The following is a 19,675-nucleotide window of genomic DNA, read 5'->3' as shown; positions in this document are numbered from 1 at the left end:
AAGGGCTCCGGGTCGGCGATGGAGTTGTCGTTGTGGCTCTCGGCGGCGTAGTGCACGATGGCGTCGTGGCCGGGGACGAGCCTGTCGAGCAGCTCGGCGTCGCAGATGTCACCGACGACGAGCTCCACGCGGTCCGACGGCAGCCCGGCGATGTTCTCGGGGTTGCCGGCGTAGGTCAGCTTGTCCAGGACGGTGACGTGGACGTCCGGGTGGTTGTTCACGACGTAGTGCACGAAGTTGCTGCCGATGAAGCCGCAGCCGCCCGTGACGATGATGTTCTTCGGGGAGAAGGTCTCCTCTGCCATGTTCGTATCTCCTCGGTTCCTAGTACTCGCGCGGGCTGTTGACGATCTCGCCGGCGGCGACCTTCTTGAGGTGCTGGCCGTAGACCGACTTGCCGTAGGCCTTCGCGGCCTCCTCGAGCTCGGCGGTCGTGATCCAGCCGTTCTCCCAGGCGATCTCCTCGGGGACCGAGACCGGCAGGTCCTGGGAGTGCTCCACGGCGCGGACGAACTCCGCGGCCTCGTGCAGGCTCTCCATGGTGCCGGTGTCCAGCCACGCGTAGCCTCGGCCGAGGGTGACGACGGACAGCGTCCCCTCCTCCAGGTACATCTGGTTGAGCGTGGTGATCTCCAGCTCGCCGCGCGCGGACGGCTCCACCCCATGTGCCTTGGCGGCCACGTCGCCCGGGTAGAAGTACAGGCCGGTGACGGCATAGGAGCTCTTGGGGCACTCGGGCTTCTCCTCGATGGAGACGGCCCTGCCCTCGCGGTCGAACTCCACGACGCCGAAGCGCTCGGGGTCGTCCACGTGGTAGCCGAAGACCGTGGCGCGGCCCGACTCGGAGTTCTGGACGGCGCGCGTCAGGTGGCGGGACAGGCCGTTGCCGTAGAAGATGTTGTCGCCCAGCACCAGGGCGCACGGCTCGCCGGCGATGAACTCCTCGCCGATGGTGAAGGCCTGCGCCAGGCCGTCCGGCGAGGGCTGCTCGGCGTAGGAGAGGTTCACGCCGTAGCGCGAGCCGTCCCCGAGCAGGCGCTCGAAGTTGGGCAGGTCGGTCGGGGTGGAGATGACCAGGATGTCCCGGATGCCCGCCAGCATGAGGGTGCTAAGCGGATAGTAGATCATGGGCTTGTCGTAGACCGGCAGCAGCTGCTTGGAGGTCACGAGCGTGAGCGGGTACAGGCGGGTGCCGGACCCGCCGGCGAGGATGATGCCTTTCACTGGTTATCTCCTTCCGAGGAAAAGGTCTTCGTAGCTGTCAGTGATGGACCGCCACGAATACCGGTCGCGGATAACGGAGGTCGATGCCGTATCGAGCTCCTCGATCGACTTCCAATCCATCACGTCGGCGCTATTGATAAGTTCAGCCAAGTCTCCGGATTCCTTGCTCCAATACAGGGCCGAGTCCTCAGCGACCTCGCGGTTGAAACCGACGTCGAGAAGGAGGTTGAGGCGCGTGGACGCCAGCGCCTCCAGGAGGCTCGGATTGGTACCCCCGACCTCATGGCCGTGGAAGTAGCCATAAGCCTGCTCACGGATCTTCTTCAGGAGCTCCTGGTCGTAGACGGTCCCGACGAACTTGATGCGTGGGTCGGACTTGAAGTGTGTCTTCCGCTCGAGCTCCGCGAGGAAGGAGTCGTCCACTCCCGTCACGAGCGCGAAATCCCGCTTGGAGTCGGAAGCCATGAACTCCCGGATCATGGTCTCGTAGTTGTTCTCAGGCACGAAGCGTCCCACGACCAGGTAGTAGCCGAAGGGCTCGAGGCCCTTCTCGGAGAGCCATCCAGTGAACTTGGGGTCGTCGTCCGCGAGCGCTGAGTGCCTGATGTCGGCCCCGTAGGCGATGAAGGTCGTCTCGGGGTGCAGGTCGGCATACTCCCCTCGAATGTACTTCTCGATGTTCTTGGAGTCGCACACCATCAGGTCGGCGTGCTTGACCATCCCGCGCTCCGAGACTTTCCAGTACCTGCGGACGGGCGCGCTCCACTTGGCGCGCTTCCACTCGTGGCCGTCGGGGTTCACGAAGACCTTGCCACCAAGGGCGTGGATCCTCTTTACGTACTTTCCGAAAAACGGTCCGATGCGACAGGCCAGCACGTAGACGATGGGGTGCTCGACACGGTTATTCTCGATATAGGCGGTGCACCACTTGAGGGCGTCTATATCGTAGAAGATCGCCCTAGCGGCTCCGACGGGCCTGCGTAGTACCTTGAAGCAATGCGCTCCGTTGTGCTCGAACTCGCCGACCACCTCGGCGGAGTCCACAGCGCACGCCACGTGGTACTTGATGTCGGGCGATACCTGATTCTCGGTCAGTTTCTCCACGAACGTCTCGTAACCGCCGTAGTTTGCCGGAATTCCCTTGGATCCGATGATGAAAACATGCTGCATTAGTACGCATCGCTCCCGTTAAAGACCTCCAGAACCGTTAGGAGGATGATCTTGAAGTCCGTGATGACTCCGCGCTTGGCTATGTATTCGAGGTCCCGGCGGACCATGCCGTCGAAACCGGTGGAGTTGCGCTCCGTAACCTGCCAGAGCCCCGTAATGCCTGGTTTCACTGCTAGCCTCTGCAGGTCGTACTCGGTGTACTCCGCAACCTCATTAGGCAGCGGCGGGCGCGGACCCACGACGGACATCTGGCCCAGGAATACGTTAATGAACTGCGGGAACTCGTCGATGGAGTGCTTGCGGATGAACTTCCCGATCTTGGTGACGCGGGGGTCCTCCCTCATCTTGAACATGGCGCCGGCGATCTCGTTTTGCTCCTTGAGCTCGGCGAGGCGCTCGTCGGCGTCCTTGTACATGGAGCGGAACTTCCACATGCGGAAGGTTGACAGGCTGCCGTCGGGGCGGGTCTGACCAACGCGGATCTGGCTGTAGAAGGGGCTGCCCTCGCTCTCCATGCGGATGGCCGCCGCCAGCACTAAGCTAGGGATCGCGATAACGAGGAGCACGGCACCGCTGAACACGATGTCGAACGCGCGCTTGACGGTGCGGTAGGCTAGGCGCGAGCGATCCCAGTCCATGATGGATTGCATGGCCCTGTAGCGGCCGGCGCCCTCACGCCGGTCCATGGCCTGAGAAATCAGCGCCGCCCCCGCGGGTGCATCCGTTGTATATTGAGTTTTATCCGACACGTTCTCTTCCAACACTTCGTCCCCTGGTCGGGGCTCCTCCCTGTTCCGTTAAGCAGTCGCCTGCAGCTAGGCGATCGCCTTTTTAAGGTTGCGCATTACACGCTGCTCGGTCGAAAGCACGGCAAGGCCAACGCGCGTAGTTACGCGTCGGCCGCACAGGTCGAGCTCTAAATAAGCAGTGCTCTTGCGTCTGTTAATGGTTTTGATAAGGCCTTCGTGTCCCAGCAGCGGACCAGCCGTAACTACGACCTGGTCGCCGTCTTTTAGGGCCTCGCTCATGGGTACTACGCGGTCTCCCCTATGCGTAAAGCTGCCAATGAGCTGGGTCTCTTCTTTTGCCAGCGGCACAAACTGACCGTCCTGGGAAAGCACCCGGGCAAAGTCGTCCATGCGTAGCAGATACTGTTGCACGGTACGGGGATCTGCCGTGTCGCAGATAAGATAACCGGGAAAGAGAGGCTTGGTCGTATTGACCCATTCGCCGTGAACTTTAATCTCGGTTTGAAATTGGGGATAAAAGAGCTCCTGCATGGCGCTCGCCGGTACCATGCGCTCGATGCGCTCACGCATTACGTCTTCGCGACCGTTAATGACCTGGATCACATACCACACGAGCACCACCCCCTTGCTGTCTTACGTGTGGCTCACGAGGTTTGTGTATGGCTTCGCTAGGGCGCTTGTGCGCGAAGGCGCTCCATATTCAAACCCTGAGCCCAGTTAGACAAGCACGTGGCTCTGCCCCACCGTGAACGGTATGTATAAGCGCAGTTGCTGGAGACGCGGACGTGTATCGCAAAATGACCGCGACTCCAGCTGGCTGCGTGCGACCCAGTCAAGCGGGTACAAAACTGGACCGCACGTAGCCAGCTGCATAGCTATTTCGCTTTGGCATGCAATCTACTAATTATTTGCACCAGGAAATTAACTCAACACAAATAAACAACGACGCATGACTTCTTTATTGGAGCTCGTGGTGTTTCTGGCACCGCCGTTACGGCCGGATGCTGATCGACCCTGCGTTTTGCGACTTGCTGGAGCCGCAAAACGCAGTTGAACTCATGTAACGTTAGGTATCCTAGCACAAACTGTTAGTGAAACTGATTTGGGCTGCGTTGAACAACATATCGTTCATTTGACGTGCTTAAGGGGGTTGTTTTGGGATGTTGTTCACGTTGATGCAGGTTATTAGGGTGCAAGCGATGATTAGAGACGTTCCTGAAGCCCGAATTGACCAGCGAGGTGTGCTGGTAATCGCGTTTGTCCAACAAACTATGTACAGACATGGGAAATTAATTGTGCAACTTTTTGTTGGCGTAGGTGGGGTTTGCAGCGCGTGGTGTTTTGGCATGAAAAAAGGCCTTCGGAATTCCGAAGGCCTTTGCATTCACGATGGTGGAGACGAGGGGGATCGAACCCCTGACCTCTTGACTGCCAGTCAAGCGCTCTCCCAGCTGAGCTACGCCCCCGTGACGAGGAGATACTATAGGGGAAGATTCTTAGTTGTGCAAGAAGTTTTTTGCAATTGATCCTCGCACTTACGGGTTTTCCTGGGACGGGGCAAAAATAATCACTCTACGAGCGGTTATTTTTATCCGCCGTCCCGATAAAACCCTGATGCAGCAAATACGCTATTGCAGTACCGGCGTGGACTTGGATCGTTGCGGTTGACCTGACGACGTTGCTAATGCCCGTGTCAGCCAACAGGCCCAGGGGGCTGTGATCTAGCTCCCATTCTAGGCCGTGTTCGCTTATCTCGGTGTTAGGGGCTATGGCGATGATGGAGAACGTCTTGCCTTCGGCGCCTTCGATGGTCCACGATTCGCCTGCGCGAAGGATGCGGGCGACCACCTTGTCCTCGGCAATCCAGACAGGGGCATCCGCATATCCAGCCAGTAGTCCTAACACAGACAGGGCCATATCGGGACGGCCGCCCGTGGCGCAAGTCGCAACCACTTCGACACCTGGCCAGCGACGGCGGACGGAATCGAGCGCCAACGCCAGATCGGTATAGTCCTTGTAGGGGTCGTGGCGTTCAACTTCAAAGTTGGTGGCGGCATCGACTAACGCGCGACCTGCATCGCTCACCGTGTCGGCATCCCCCACATATACGTCGCAGCTCAAGCCGGCGCCCAGCAGCGCGTCGAGTCCGCGGTCCACGGCGACAACGTGGTCGCACTCCCCTGCTAGCCTACTCAACAAATCCGTGCTCGCCACCACGGGCGAGCCGCAGACAACTAATACCTTGCAAGCCACAGCCCTCGCCTATCCCTCAAACGAAAGCACGCGAGCCAGATCCAGGTCCTCATAGCTGTCGATAAAGATATCGCAGTTGTCGCGCACATCGTCGCGCTTCATGCGGCCGTGCGGGTCATAGATGCCTACACGCTTAAAGCCGGCGGAGCCAGAGCTTTTTAGGCCAAAAACGGCGTCCTCAAATACCCAAGCGCGCTCAAACTTGTGCCCATGTCGCTCCTCCAGGCGGCGCAGCGCCAGCTCGTACACATCGGGGAACTGTTTGGAGCGTCCCGCCTCGCCCGTCGTGGTAACAAACTCCATGTAAGCATCGAGCCCGGCACCGGCGAGCGCGGGCTGCACCAGCTCGACCGGCGTGGACGTGGCAACGCACATGGCGATGTCTGCCGCCTTCGCCTGCTCCAAAAATGCCAGGAGCCCCTCGCGCGGCGGCACCTTGGAGTACCCATCAATCAAAATCTCGCCCAGCTCGCGATAAACTTCCTCGCCATTCGTGCCAATGCCCCACGTGTCGTGGTAGGCCTGGCACTCGTCCTCCAGCGAAAGATGTTCAAACTGGGCAAAATCGTCGACCGTTCCATCAATGCCATGACGGCGCAATAACTCGAGCTGCGCATAGCCCCAGACGGGGGTGCTGTTAACCAACGTGCCATCGCAATCGAAAATAAAAGCAACCTTGGGAGCGGCGGTATGGGACATATACGAACCTTTCGATGTCAAATGGTAAACAACCTGCTAAAAACGTTTTACCAAACGTAAGCCTATCAGTTTTGAAACCCTAATTGGTAAAACTGTCAAGGGTTTTACCACGGCAATTCTGCCAGTGGTATAAACATGTCGCTTACCGATTAAACGCCCTCGCAAATCCGCTTTCGTCCATAAAACTAACGTACAGGTGTTATCGTAGTTTCTGCCGAAAGTTCCACCGAGCACGCGAGGTGGAACGAATCATAGAACTATCGCCGTCCCTTCGATTCGTGCAGCCTTGGACCTTTCGCATCTAGTCACCAAGGCAACACGCTGCCGCGTCATGATGGGATCAAACGTGAGCGATACAAAGCTAAAGCCAGCAACCAAAAAGCCTGCTACCCGCAAAGCCGCCCCGCACGCACCGGAGCTCTCCAAGGACGATGTCTACCTGTTTGGCATTGGCATGTGGGAGCGCAGCTGGGAAAAGATGGGCGCTCACCCCGACACGCAGAACCGTACGCGCGGCTGGCGCTTTTGCGTTTGGGCGCCCGATGTAAAAAGCGTCCATGTCATTGGCGAATTTAACGACTGGGATGAGGAAGCCAACCCGCTGGTGCCCGTGCATACGAGCGCTATTTGGGAAGGCTTTATTCCTGGCGCCGAGCAGGGCCAGCTGTATAAGTACCTTATCGAGACCAACGAGGGCGAGAAGCTCTACAAGGCCGATCCGTACGCCTTTAAGGCCGAGTGCCCTCCGGGTACCGCCAGCGTGCTGTGGACCCTCGATGGCTACCAGTGGAACGACGCCGCGTGGCTCAAGCGCCGTGCCGGCCACAACCACATGTCGCAGCCGCTCAACATCTACGAGGTGCATATTGGCTCGTGGAAGCGCCACGGCGACGCGCCGCAGGGCGAGCCCGACGAGTACGGCAACTACCCCGGCCCCATGGACCCCTTCCCCGCGCAGCGCGGCGAGTTCTACACCTACGACGATCTGTCGGTGGAGCTCGTGGACTACGTGCGCGACATGGGCTATACGCATATCGAGGTCATGCCGCTTATGGAGCATCCCTTCGATGGCTCCTGGGGCTACCAGACGACCGGCTACTATGCCGCCACGTCGCGTTACGGCAACCCGCAACAGCTCATGCACTTTATCGATGCGTGCCACGAGGCGGGCATCGGCGTGATCATGGACTGGGTACCCGGCGGTTTTTGCGCCGACTCCCACGGACTTGCCACCTTTAACGGCCACATGCTGTTTGAGCACGAAATTCACCCCAACTGGGGCACGCACAAGTTCGACTTCGCCCGCGGTGAGGTCCGATCCTTCCTGGTCTCCAACGTGCTGTACTGGCTCGAGAACTTCCACGTGGACGGCATTCGCATGGACGGCGTGTCCAGCATGCTGTACCTCAACTTTGGCATCGACGATCCCGGCCAAAAGAAGTTCAACAAATACGGCACAGAGGAGGATCTGGACGCCAGCGCGTTTATCCGCCAGGTCAACTGCGCCGTGGAGGCGCACTACCCCGACGTGATGATGATGGCCGAGGAGTCCACCGCGTGGCCGCTCGTGACTTATCCGCCGCAGGACGGCGGCCTGGGCTTCCACTACAAGTGGGACATGGGTTGGATGAACGACACCCTGCACTACATGCAGACCGATTTTCCGTGGCGCCCCGGCAACCACGGCCTGCTCACGTTCTCCATCATGTACGCTTTTACCGAGAACTTCATTTGTCCGCTGAGTCACGACGAGGTCGTGCACGGCAAGTGCTCGCTGATCGGCCGCATGCCGGGCGACTGGTGGCGCCAGTTTGCCGGCCTGCGCACGCTGGCCTTCTACCAGATGACGCACCCCGGTGCCAAGCTCAACTTTATGGGCAACGAGATCGGCCAGTTTATTGAATGGCGCTACTACGAGTCCATCCAGTGGTTCTTGACCGAGGAGTACGAGACCCACCGTCATCATCAGGCGTTTATCAAGGCGCTCAACCACCTGTACACCGCCGAGCCCGCACTGTACGAGCGCGGCTACACCGACGACGGATTTACCTGGATCGATGCGGACAACTCCAAGCAGTCCATCGTGAGCTTTGTACGTCAGGGCGAGGACGTCGATGACGACCTGGTGATCCTGATCAACTTTGACCCGGCGAGCTACGAGAGCTTCCGTGTGGGCGTGCCGCGCGAGGGTGACTGGGAGGTCATCTTTGACTCCGATCGTCCCGAGTTTGGTGGCAGCGGCTATGCCGGCGAGGAGCCCTACACCTGCTCGAGCGAGCCCTATCCCTGGAACGGACAGATGGACTCCATTGAGATTAAGGTGCCCGGTCTGGCTGGTGTGGTGCTTAAGCGCCGCGGTCCCAGCAGCTACAAGCCGCCGGTGGTTGAGGAGCCCAAGGCTGCGCCCAAGAAGCGCACGTCCACGGTAAAGCCCAAGCCTGCGGCCGCTAAGAAGGCTCCGGCCAAGGCAAAGGCTACGACGACCAAGGCCAAAGCCAAGACCAACGCAAAGCCCGCTGCTAAGGCCGCAGCCAAGAAGCCGGCTGCCAAAAAAGGCGCTACCAAGGCCAAGTCTGCTTCTGCTAAGCCGTCTGCCAAGGATGCGTAACAAAGCCGTTACAGCTGTAATTACCCGCCTCGCCGAGGCGTAGGATACAAGTCATAACCGTTCCGGGAGAAACATCCCGGGGGAAAGGAACGTATGAATAAGATCTTCGACAACAAGCAGGAGTTTACCGAGCTCTATCGCGATGCCGTCATGAGCATCAGCGGCAAGAGCGTCGAGGCCGCCAGCGACCTGGACCGCTTTAACGCCCTGGCCAAGCTCGTGGCCGAGAAGGCCCGCACCGTTGCCACCAAGAGTGACGCCCGCGCCACCGCCGAGGGCAAGAAGCGCGTGTACTACTTCTCGATCGAGTTTTTGATCGGCCGCCTGCTCGACAACTACCTGCTCAACTTTGGCGTGCGCGACATGGTCGCCGAGGCGCTCGACGACATGGGCTTCGACCTGTCCGTCATCGAGAACCAGGAGCCCGATCCGGCGCTGGGCAACGGTGGCCTGGGCCGTCTTGCCGCATGCTTCCTTGATTCGATGGCAGCCGAGGGCATCGCCGGCTACGGCAACGGTATGCTCTACCGCTACGGCCTGTTTAAGCAGGAAATCGTCAACGGTAGCCAGGTCGAGGCCACCGACGAGTGGCTCACCCACGGCTATCCCTGGGAGGTCCGTCGTCAGGACAAGGCCGTGACCATCAAGTTTGGTGGCCACGTCGAGGGCTTTGAGGAGAACGGCCGCACGTTCTACCGCACGGTGGACACGCAGGACATCCTGGCCGTCCCTTATGACATCCCCGTGGTGGGCTATGCCGGCGAGACCGTCAACAAGCTGCGCGTCTGGGCCGCTGAGCCGGTCGAGGAGCACTTTGACCTGGAGGCCTTCAACCGCGGCGACTACGCCCTGGCCGATGCCGAGCGCGCCGAGGCCGAGGCCATCAGCGCCATCCTCTACCCCAACGACGCCGGCGAGCACGGCCGTCTGCTGCGCCTGAAGCAGGAGTACCTGTTTGTTTCCGCCGGCATCTACAGCCTGCTCGACACCTTTGAGAAGGAGCACGGCGAGAACTGGGAGCTGCTGCCGCAGTTTGTGGCCATCCACACCAACGACACCCATCCCGCCATGTGCGGCCCCGAGCTCATGCGTATCCTCATCGACGAGAAGAAGCTCGAGTGGGACGACGCCTGGAACATCGTGACGCAGGTCGTGAGCTACACCAACCACACCATCCTGCCCGAGGCTTTGGAGAAATGGCCCATCGGCACGTTCTCCAAGCTCCTCCCCCGCGTGTACCAGATCATCGACGAGATTAGCCGTCGTTGGCACGAGTCGTTCGACACCACGCAGGAGGGCTGGCAGGAGCGTCTGCGCCAGACCGCCATCCTGTGGGACGGCGAGATTCGCATGGCCAACCTGTCCGTGATCTGCAGCCACAGCGTCAACGGCGTGGCCAAGATCCACTCCGACATCATCAAGAACATCGTGCTCAAGGACTTCTATGCCCTGACGCCCGAGAAGTTCAACAACAAGACAAACGGCATCTCGCACCGTCGCTTCTTTGCCGAGGCCAACCCCACCTATGCCAAGCTCGTGACCGAGGCCATTGGCGATGGCTGGCTCAAGGACGCCTTTGAGCTGGAGAAGCTCAAGGAGTTTAAGGACGACACCGAGTTCCTGAAGGCCGTGGGTGCCTCCAAGCGCGCCAACAAGGAGCGCCTGGCCGCCTACGTTAAGGCCGAGACTGGTCTGGTCATTGACCCCAACACCGTCTTCGATGTTCAGGTTAAGCGCTTCCACGCCTACAAGCGTCAGCTCATGAACATCATGAAGGTGATGGACATCTACAACCGTCGCATCGCCGATCCCAACTTCCACGTGACGCCGACGACCTTCATCTTTAGCGGCAAGGCTGCCTCGAGCTACACCTTCGCCAAGGAGACCATCCGCCTCATTAACTCCGTGGCCGACGTCATCAACAACGACCCGCGCGTCAACGAGGTCATGAAGGTCTGCTTTATCCCGAACTTCCGCGTGAGCAACGCCCAGCTCATCTACCCCGCCGCCGAGATCTCGGAGCAGATCTCCACGGCCGGCAAGGAGGCCTCGGGTACGTCCAACATGAAGCTCATGATGAACGGCGCCATTACGCTGGGCACCCTCGATGGCGCCAACATCGAGATCGCCGACCTGGCCGGCCGCGAGAACGAGGCCATCTTTGGCCTGACCGCTCCCGAGGTCGAACAGCTCTGGGCATCTAACAGCTACTTTGCGTGGGATACGCTCAACAACGATCGCGAGCGTCTGGGCCGTGTGATGGACGAGCTCAAGGACAACACCTTTGCGGGTCTTTCGGGCAACTTCGAGAGCATCTACAACGAGCTCATGAACAACAACGACCCCGACCTGGTCATGGCAGACTTCCGCAGCTACGTGGATGCGTGGGAGGCGCTCACGAACAGCTACGACGACCAGGAGACTTGGAACCGCAAGGCTCTGCTCAACACCGCCTCCTCCGGCTGGTTCTCGAGCGACCGCACCATTCGCGAGTACCGCGACGAGATCTGGCACGCGTAAAGGCGCGCGAGCTCCCCTTTGCCAGCACGGCATTACTCGACGGGCGCGACCGAGCGCCGCGCCCGTCGCTAATGGGTTTAAGAACATCGATGACAGAAGGAGAAATCGATGAGTAAGAAAGAATGCATCGCGATGCTCCTCGCAGGAGGACAGGGCAGCCGATTGGGGGCACTCACCCAAAAGATCGCCAAGCCGGCGGTTAGCTTTGGTGGCAAGTTCCGCATTATCGACTTTTCGCTGTCCAACTGCTCCAACTCGGGCATCGACACGGTGGGCGTTCTGACGCAGTACCGTCCCTACCTGCTGCATGCCTATGTGGGCTCCGGCGAGGCCTGGGATCTGGACAGCCGTGACGGCGGCGTGTCGATCCTGCCGCCGTACGAGACACAGACCGGTGGCGCCTGGTATGCGGGCACGGCCGACGCCATTACGCAGAACCTCGACTACATCAAGGCCAACGACCCCAAGTACGTCCTGATTCTTTCGGGCGACCATCTGTATCGCATGGACTACCGCAAGATGCTCAAGACGCACATTGAGAACAACGCCGACCTCACGGTGAGCGTTATGCCCGTGCCGTGGGAGGAGGCCAGCCGTTTTGGCATCCTGACCACCGACCCCGAGGACGGCCGCATCACTAAGTTCACCGAGAAGCCCGAGAAGCCCGATTCGAACCTCGCGTCCATGGGCATCTACATCTTCTCGGCTGACGTCCTGATCGAGGCACTCGAGGCGGACGCCCTGGACCAGCGCTCGAGCCACGACTTTGGCAAGGACATCATCCCCAAGCTGCTCGGCGAGGGCAAGCGCCTGTACAGCTACGAGTTCCACGGCTTTTGGAAGGACGTCGGCACCATCGCCAGCTTCCACGAGACCTCGATGGACCTGCTGGGCAACAACCCCGAGTTCGATCTGTTTGACAAGAACTTCCCCATCATGTCCAACATCACCACGCGTCCGCCGCACTACATTGGCCCGGACGGCCGCCTGGACGACTGCCTGGTCTCCAACGGCTGCAAGATCTACGGCACCGCTCGCCACTCGATCCTTTCGACCGATGTCATCATCGAGGAGCGCGCCGTGGTCGAGGACTCCGTGCTGCTGCCGGGTGCGCACGTTAAGAGCGGCGCGCACATCTGCCGCGCTATTTTGGGCGAGAACTCCACGGTCGAAGAGGGCGTGAAGCTCGGCTCTGTCGATACCACCAAGGATACGGCCGTCGTTGGAAATGACGTCGTTATCGGGAAGGGGGAATGATCCGATGATCAATCGCAAGGCCATCGGTTATATCACCGCTAACTACTCTTCGACCTACGGCAGCGTGCTGCTCAAGGACCGCCCCATCGCGTCCGTCCCGTTTTTGGGCCGCTACCGCCTGATCGACTTCCCGCTGTCCAACATGATGAATGCCGGCATTAAGACCGTTGGCGTCGTCATGCCGGGCAACTACCGCTCGCTGATCGACCACGTGGGCTCGGGCAAGGACTGGGGCCTGGACCGCAAGAAGGGCGGCCTGTTCATGGTGCCCGGCAACGCGTATGGCACCACCAAGGGCGGCATGCGTTTCTTGCTGCGCGACATCATCTCCAACAAGACGCTGTTCCAGCGCTCGGACAAGCCCTATGTTGTGATGATGGGCACCAACATCATCTTTAACATGGACCTCAACACCATCATCGACGCGCACGAGAACTCCGGCGCCCAGATGACCGTGGTGTACTGCAAGGCCACGCGCAACGTCGATGACGAGACCAAGCTCGAGATCAACGAGAACGGCCGCCTGACGGGCGTGAGCGCCGGCGTCGTGTACGGCGACAACGCCTCTATGGACTGCTGCATCGTCAACCGCGATACGTTGCTCGAGATCATCGACCACTACCAGGCCGCCGACTATCTGGACCTGCTCGAGGCACTCCAGGGCGACTTTGGCAACATCGACGTGTGCAGCTACGAGTACAAGGGCGAGGTCGTGGGCGTGTTTAGCGAGAAGTCGCTGTATCGCCGCAGCATGGACCTGCTCGACCAGACCGTGGCCGACCAGCTCTTCGATCCCGAGCGCCCGATCCTGACCAAGGCTCACGACGTGCCGCCTTCGCGCTATGCGACCGGCAGCCACGCGTGCAACTCGATCATCTCGGCCGGCTGCATCATCAAGGGCACCGTGCGCAACTCGATCCTGTCGCGCGGCGTTGTGGTTGAGGAAGGCGCTTCGGTGACCAACTCGGTCATCAACCAGAGCTGCATCATCAAGAGCGGCGCCCGCGTTGAGAATGCCATCCTGGACAAGAACAACGTGGTTCCCACCAACACCGAGCTTCGCGGCACGCCCGAGAACATCCTGGTGCTGGGCAAGGCCCCGTTAACTCCCGATACCACCATCGTGCATTAACGTAGGCATCGCAACATCGCTCGTAACATGTAGAATAGCCGCCCGGTTTGTGCCAGGCGGCTATTCTCGAATTGCAACAGGGAGACAATATGGCAGATTCCAGCAAAAAGATGCAGATCGTGTTTGCCTCGGCCGAGTGCGCACCGTTTGTAAAGACCGGTGGCCTGGGCGACGTGGCGGGCTCGCTGCCTGCGGCGCTTGTGCGCGCCGGCGCCGAAGTCATCGTGATGGTGCCCAAGTACGCCACCATCAAGGACGAGTACAAATCCCAGATGGAGCACTTCTCCGACTTTTACGTGAGCCTGGGCTGGCGCAACGAGTACTGCGGGCTCGAGAAGCTCGAGCACGACGGCGTCACGTATATGTTCATCGACAACGAGCGCTACTTTGCGCGCGACTATCCGTACGGCTTCTTTGATGACGGCGAGCGCTTTGCGTTCTTCTCCAAGGCCATCACCGAGAGTCTGCAGCACCTGCCGGCCGGTTTTGAGTGCGACATCCTGCACTGCAACGACTGGCAGACGGCACTGGCGCCCGTGTTCTTGCGCGAGTTCTACCAGGGCCTGCCGCTGTACGACCGCGTCAAGACCGTGTTCTCGATCCACAACGTGGCGTTCCAGGGCCAGTTTAGCGACACCGTGATGGAGGATATCCTGGGTGTGGCGCACATTCCGGCGGCCGCCTCACAGCTGCGTTGCGACGCCTGCAGCATCAACTACATGCTGGGCGCACTGCGCTATGCCGATGCCATCACCACGGTGAGCCCCACCTATGCCAACGAGATCCAGACGCCCGAGTTTGGCGAAGGCTTGGACGGTGTGCTGCGCGAGCGCTCCTATGCGCTGCAGGGCATTTTGAACGGCATTGACGTGGCGGGCTTTGACCCGGCGACCGACAAGCGCATTGCCGCAAACTACACGGTCGAGGACCGTTCCGGCAAGGCCGTGTGCAAGGCCAAGCTGCAGGAAGAGCTGGGGCTCGAGGTTCGCGACGACCGTCCGCTTATGGTGATGGTCACGCGCCTGACGCGCCAGAAGGGCATGGACCTGGTCATGTACGCGCTCGACCGCATCCTGTCCGGCGGCGTGCAGGTGGCGGTGCTGGGCACCGGCGACCGCGACTACGAGGACGGCTTGCGCTACTTCCAGGACAAGTACCCCGGCACCATGGCCGCGCGCATCGAGTTCGATCCGGCGCTGTCGCAGCGTATGTATGCCGCCGCCGATATGTTCCTGATGCCTTCGAAGTTTGAGCCCTGCGGCCTGTCGCAGATCATCGCCATGCGCTACGGCACCCTGCCCATTGTGCGCGAGACCGGTGGTCTGAAGGACACGGTGATCCCGTATAACGAGTTTACCGGCGAGGGCACGGGCTTCTCGTTTAGCAACTTTAACGGTGACGAGATGGGCGACGCGGTGTTCCGCGCGGCGCGTCTTTTCTGGGACAACCGCGATGCCTGGAACCAGCTGGTCACGCAGGCCATGAGCCAGGACTTTAGCTGGACGCGCTCGGCCGACAAGTATCTGGACCTGTACTTCTTTATGCATCCGGAGATTGAGAGGCCGGCGGCGGTTACCGACGAGCCTGTGACTGTGGCTGAGAAGGCTGCGGCCGAGCCCGAGGCTGAGGCTAAGCCGGCTGCAAAGCCTGCCGCCAAGAAGGCCACGACGCGCAAGACAACGACCAAGAAGGCTACGACGACCAAGGCCGCTACCACCAAGACAGCCGCAGCAAAGACGACTGCCGCCAAGGCAACGACCACGCGCAAGCGCACGACCGCCGCTGCAAAGAAGGCAACAGCTGCGAAGAAAACCACGGCAACGAAGTCGACGACAGCGAAGGCTGCCCCCAAGGCGGCCGCAAAGTCGGCCGCCAAGGTCGAGGAGACGCCTGCCGAGTCCAAGGCGGAGGCAACTGTCGAGGCCAAGCCGGCCGCCAAGACCACCACGCGCAAGCACGCCACGACGACGGCCAAGAAGACCACGACCAAGGCTGCTGCTCCCAAGGCGGAGGCTAAGGTCGAGGCCAAGCCCGCTGCCGCCAAAGAGGGGCCCAAGGCCGAGGTAAAGGCCAAGCCCGAACCCGCCAAGGAGACCCCAGTCTCCCCCGCTGCTCCGGCAGCGGAAAAGGCCCCGTCCAAGAAGACGTCCGTCCGCAAGGCAACGGCCACCCGCAAGCGCCGCTAGCCCACAGACGATCTAAAACCTAATCAAAACCCTAAAAAAGGGGCGCTCCAACCGGGCGCCCCTTCTCTGTAGATAGTTGGTAAAACGATTTTCTAGGACAACCGTTCGCCGATAGTGAGCGGCTGTAGTTTATACAACTAAAGCCCAACGATATACTTATATCTTGTGCGTAAAGCCCATGGCCCGCAGGCCGTGATTCTATTGAACTGGACCGTACTATGAGATTGATACACAACAGCCGCCTACCGCAGTTTCGCACTCCGTTTGGCGCTGTGACCACAGGAACTACCGTTGCACTCTCGGTTATTTTGGAGGATGCCGATCCCAACCAGGCAACACTCACCCTACGTACCTGGGTCGATGAAGTCGGCGAGACCCTGATTCCGATGGAGCACGAAGGCGATGGCATTTTTACCGGCGAGCTCAAATGCACTGAACCGTGTCTTGTGTGGTACAGCTTTATATGCAATATCGAGGGCCAGCCCGAGGTTCGCCTGGGCGCGCCCCAGGGCCGCACCGGCGGCGAGGGCGTAACCTACGACTACGCCGAGGTGCCGTCCTTCCAGATTACCGTCTACAAGCACCGCGAGAACCGCCCCACCTGGTACGAGCGTGGCATGGTCTACCAGATCTTCCCCGACCGCTACGCCCGTGACGAGCATTGGCGCGAGCGCACAATGGCCCAACTCGAAAAACCGCGCAAGGGCATTCAGCGCCGGATGGTCGAGGACTGGAACGAGCCGCCCGTGTACGAGCGCGCCGAGGACGGCTCCATCAAGACCTGGGACTTCTACGGCGGCTCGCTCAAGGGCATCCAGGAAGACCTGCCCCGCATCGCCGAGCTGGGCTTTACGGCCATCTACCTCAACCCCATCTTTGAAGCCGCGAGCAACCACCGCTACGACACGGCCGACTACACCAAGATCGACCCGATCCTGGGCACCGAGCAGGACTTTACCGAGCTGTGCGAGGCGGCCGAGAAGCTCGGCATCTCCATCATCCTTGACGGCGTCTTCAACCACACGGGCGACGACTCAATCTATTTCAACCGCTACGGCAACTACCCCGGCGTGGGTGCCTGGCAGAGCGAGGATTCTCCGTGGCGCGATGCGTTTACCTTCCACGAGGACGGCTCGTACGACTGCTGGTGGGGCGTGGGCAACATGCCGGCCATCAACGAGAAGTCCGAGCTGGTGCGCGAGAGGCTCCTGGGCAAGGACGGCGTGATCCGCAAATGGCTGCGCGCCGGAGCCCATGGTTGGCGCCTTGACGTCGCCGACGAGCTTTCCGACGACTTCCTGGCCCAGATCAAGAAGGCCGTACTTGCCGAAAAGCCCGACGCACTGTTGCTCGGCGAAGTCTGGGAAGACGCCTCCAACAAGATTAGCTACGGCCATCTGCGCCGCTACCTACAGGGCTCCGAGCTGGACTCTGCTATGGATTATCCCTTCCGTGACATGGTCATCGGTTTTTTGATGGGCTACAAGAATGCCTACCAGGCAGCCGAGGATATCGAAACCCTGCGCGAGAATTATCCGCGCGAGGCTCTGTCCTGCGCGCTCAACCTGTTGTCGAGCCACGACCGTCCGCGCATCATCTCGGTGCTCGGGGGCGGCCCCGACGAGTCACAGCTGCCCGAGTGCGAGCGCAGCAAGTGGCGCCTGGACGAGAACTCGATGGGCCTGGCCAAGAGCCGCTTTTGGCTCGCCACGCTCATGCAGATGACCTTCCCAGGCGTGCCTTCGATCTACTACGGCGACGAATACGGCCTGGAGGGCCTGACCGATCCGGGCAACCGCCGCACACTGCCGACCAAGGACCAACTGCACGACTTCGACACGCTGGCTATTGTCAAGAACGCCTCCGCCGTACGCCGTGCATTGCCATTTATGATCGACGGCGAGATCAAGGCCTTTGCGCTCAACGACGAGGTGCTGGCCTACAACCGCACGGGCAAGGATGGCGAGTCCGCGACGATTATCATCAACCGCAGCCTGCGCAATTCGCACCGCGTGACGATTCCGGCGCTCGACGAATGTGCGAGTGACGTGATCAGCGGTCACGAGTGCGAGATCCACAACGGTACGGTCACGCTCGATCTGTATCCGCTGGGCTCGTCGATCATCTATCACCATGCCGAGCAGCGCCTGCAGGAGCCGCTCGATCACGGCGCGGGCGTCGTGTGCCATATCACCTCGGTGCCCACTGACGACGGCAAGCCCGGTGCGATTGGCGCGCCAACGCGTCGCTTTATCGACCATCTGGCCGCCATGGGCATGCGCTACTGGCAGGTTCTGCCCGTCAACCCGACGGATTTCTTCCGCTCCCCTTACGCTGGGCCTTCGGCCTTTGCGGGCAATATTGACCTGCTGCCCGAAAGCCAAAAGGAGCTGGCGGCCGACTTTGAGACTTGGAAGGCCCGTGGCGGCGAGGATGCAGACCCGCTGTACACGGCGTTTAAGCATCGCAACGCCGACTGGCTCGAGAAGTACTGCGTCTACATGGCCGTCAAGAAGTACTTTGAAGGCGAATCACGTCACGATTGGCCGGCCGATGTCGCGCGCTACAACGAGCATCTGATTGACGACAAGCGTTTCCACGACGAGGCAGAGCTGCAGGCGTACATGCAGTACCGCTTTGACCTGGCTTGGTGCGAGCTCATGAACTACGCGCACAAGAAAGGCATCGAGGTCATCGGCGATATTCCCATGTACGTTTCGGACGATTCGGCCGATGCGTGGAGCGAGCCCGAGAACTTCTGGCTGTCCGATACCGGCAAAGCGATTGAGATCTCTGGCGCGCCGCCCGACAATTTTGCGCCCGAGGGCCAGGTGTGGGGCAACCCCACCTTCCGTTGGGATCACATGAAGGAGAACGGCTACCGCTGGTGGATGGACCGTCTGCGTCGCGCGTTCTCGCTCTACGACCGCGTGCGCCTGGACCACTTCCTGGGATTCCACAGCTACTTTAGCATTCCCGCAGGTAAGGCCTGCGCCGACGGCCGCTGGCTGGCGGGTCCGGGCAAGGATCTGTTCCAGACTGCCTATGACGAGCTGGGGCCGCTCAACTTTATCGCCGAGGACTTGGGCTACCTGACGCCCGGCGTTCGCGCCATGGCTTCGACCTGCGGCTTCCCCGGCATGGACGTGCTGGAGTTTAGCGACTACGACGTCCGAAACGGCGTGTATCCCACGCCTGGCAAGATTCTGTACACCTCGACGCACGACACGTCGACGCTCGCCGGTTGGTGCACGCGCTCCTTTGCGGGCGGCGACGAGCCGAGCGGTGTTGAGGTGGCGGCCAAGCTGATGGGCGACGCGCTAGCAAGCGACGCTCCCCTGGTGATGATGCCGCTGCAGGATATCCTGGGGCTTGGCGACGACGCGCGCATGAACGTGCCGGGCGTGGCCACGGGCAACTGGACGTGGCAGGCCGATGAGGCCGATATTGAGGCAGCTGAGGATAAAACTGAACAGCTCCTGCGCAACACCCATAGATTCTGGGGCGAAGCGTGATAAAACCCCCGATATAGGGTACAGTTACAGACGTTTGAATTTTTGCGGGCAGAGTAATCTGCCCGCTTTGTGCTGAAAAGGAAGTATTTATGGCGCGCTACGATTACAAGTGCTCGAGCTGCGGCAACGTGTTTGAGGTTGAGCATCCCATGTCCGAGACCCCCGAGGTCGTGTGCCCCAGCTGCGGTGCCCCGGCGGCCAAGACGTTCTCAGCCAGCGGCATAAAATTTGAGGGCAGCGGTTTCTACAACACCGACCAGCGAAGCGGCGGCTCCAGCACCAACGCCACCAGCGGCTGCTGCGCCAATTGCCCGCACAACCACTAGAAACAACGCGGCCCCGCGATCAACGCCGATCGCGGG

Annotated in this window: 14 protein-coding genes and 1 tRNA gene; 7 read left to right on the top strand and 8 right to left on the bottom strand. The window is 60.5% G+C overall.

Annotated features, from left to right (window positions below; all coding sequences use genetic code 11):
- From I2D57_RS03685 to I2D57_RS03650, 8 genes are all read right to left on the bottom strand, one after another.
- The coding region (locus I2D57_RS03685) for a GDP-mannose 4,6-dehydratase (protein ID WP_195361517.1) at nucleotides 1–305 on the bottom strand (305 nt) is incomplete at its 3' end.
- Nucleotides 306–324: 19 nt separating this feature from the next.
- A complete protein-coding gene (rfbA, locus tag I2D57_RS03680) occupies nucleotides 325–1,224 on the bottom strand; it encodes a glucose-1-phosphate thymidylyltransferase RfbA (RefSeq protein WP_195361516.1) in 900 nt (299 codons plus the stop codon).
- Nucleotides 1,225–1,227: 3 nt separating this feature from the next.
- Complete coding sequence (gene cps2T, locus I2D57_RS03675; protein WP_195361515.1) at nucleotides 1,228–2,394, bottom strand: beta 1-4 rhamnosyltransferase Cps2T; 1,167 nt, start codon at nucleotides 2,392–2,394, stop codon at nucleotides 1,228–1,230.
- The gene (locus I2D57_RS03670; RefSeq protein WP_271749044.1) at nucleotides 2,394–3,143 is read right to left on the bottom strand and encodes a sugar transferase; all 750 of its coding nucleotides are present in this window, start codon (nucleotides 3,141–3,143) and stop codon (nucleotides 2,394–2,396) included. The genes cps2T and I2D57_RS03670 overlap by 1 nt, the downstream gene beginning before the upstream one ends.
- A gap of 66 nt (nucleotides 3,144–3,209) precedes the next feature.
- Entirely contained in the window at nucleotides 3,210–3,761 is a 552-nt protein-coding gene (loaP, locus tag I2D57_RS03665) for an antiterminator LoaP (RefSeq protein WP_271749045.1), read from the bottom strand.
- A gap of 772 nt (nucleotides 3,762–4,533) precedes the next feature.
- Nucleotides 4,534–4,609 (bottom strand) — tRNA-Ala (locus I2D57_RS03660).
- Between the two features lie 106 nt (nucleotides 4,610–4,715).
- Nucleotides 4,716–5,396 carry a thiamine diphosphokinase gene (locus I2D57_RS03655; RefSeq protein WP_195361513.1) on the bottom strand — a complete coding sequence of 227 codons (681 nt, stop codon included), beginning with the start codon at nucleotides 5,394–5,396 and terminating at the stop codon, nucleotides 4,716–4,718.
- Between the two features lie 9 nt (nucleotides 5,397–5,405).
- Nucleotides 5,406–6,095 carry an HAD family hydrolase gene (locus tag I2D57_RS03650; protein WP_195361512.1) on the bottom strand — a complete coding sequence of 230 codons (690 nt, stop codon included), beginning with the start codon at nucleotides 6,093–6,095 and terminating at the stop codon, nucleotides 5,406–5,408.
- Between the two features lie 331 nt (nucleotides 6,096–6,426).
- Between I2D57_RS03650 and glgB the strand changes: the two genes are divergently transcribed.
- From glgB to I2D57_RS03615, 7 genes are all read left to right on the top strand, one after another.
- Entirely contained in the window at nucleotides 6,427–8,703 is a 2,277-nt protein-coding gene (glgB, locus tag I2D57_RS03645) for a 1,4-alpha-glucan branching protein GlgB (RefSeq protein WP_195361522.1), read from the top strand.
- 93 nt (nucleotides 8,704–8,796) lie between these two features.
- Nucleotides 8,797–11,223 (top strand): glycogen/starch/alpha-glucan phosphorylase, encoded by a 2,427-nt coding sequence (locus tag I2D57_RS03640; protein ID WP_195361511.1) that lies wholly within the window; start codon nucleotides 8,797–8,799, stop codon nucleotides 11,221–11,223.
- Nucleotides 11,224–11,331: 108 nt separating this feature from the next.
- Nucleotides 11,332–12,480, top strand: a complete 1,149-nt coding sequence (locus I2D57_RS03635; RefSeq protein WP_195361510.1) for a glucose-1-phosphate adenylyltransferase — start codon at nucleotides 11,332–11,334, stop codon at nucleotides 12,478–12,480.
- Between the two features lie 4 nt (nucleotides 12,481–12,484).
- Entirely contained in the window at nucleotides 12,485–13,612 is a 1,128-nt protein-coding gene (gene glgD / locus I2D57_RS03630) for a glucose-1-phosphate adenylyltransferase subunit GlgD (RefSeq protein ID WP_195361509.1), read from the top strand.
- 89 nt (nucleotides 13,613–13,701) lie between these two features.
- The gene (glgA, locus tag I2D57_RS03625) at nucleotides 13,702–15,798 is read left to right on the top strand and encodes a glycogen synthase GlgA (RefSeq protein ID WP_195361508.1); all 2,097 of its coding nucleotides are present in this window, start codon (nucleotides 13,702–13,704) and stop codon (nucleotides 15,796–15,798) included.
- A gap of 218 nt (nucleotides 15,799–16,016) precedes the next feature.
- Entirely contained in the window at nucleotides 16,017–19,313 is a 3,297-nt protein-coding gene (locus I2D57_RS03620) for a 4-alpha-glucanotransferase (protein ID WP_195361507.1), read from the top strand.
- A gap of 89 nt (nucleotides 19,314–19,402) precedes the next feature.
- Nucleotides 19,403–19,639, top strand: coding sequence for an FmdB family zinc ribbon protein (locus I2D57_RS03615; RefSeq protein WP_195192825.1), 237 nt, complete (start codon nucleotides 19,403–19,405; stop codon nucleotides 19,637–19,639).
- The last annotated feature ends 36 nt before the right edge of the window (nucleotides 19,640–19,675 follow it).

The organism is Collinsella aerofaciens (assembly GCF_015553355.1).
Classification (GTDB): Bacteria; Actinomycetota; Coriobacteriia; order Coriobacteriales; family Coriobacteriaceae; genus Collinsella; species Collinsella aerofaciens_V.
This window is presented reverse-complemented; position numbering and strand designations above follow the sequence as displayed.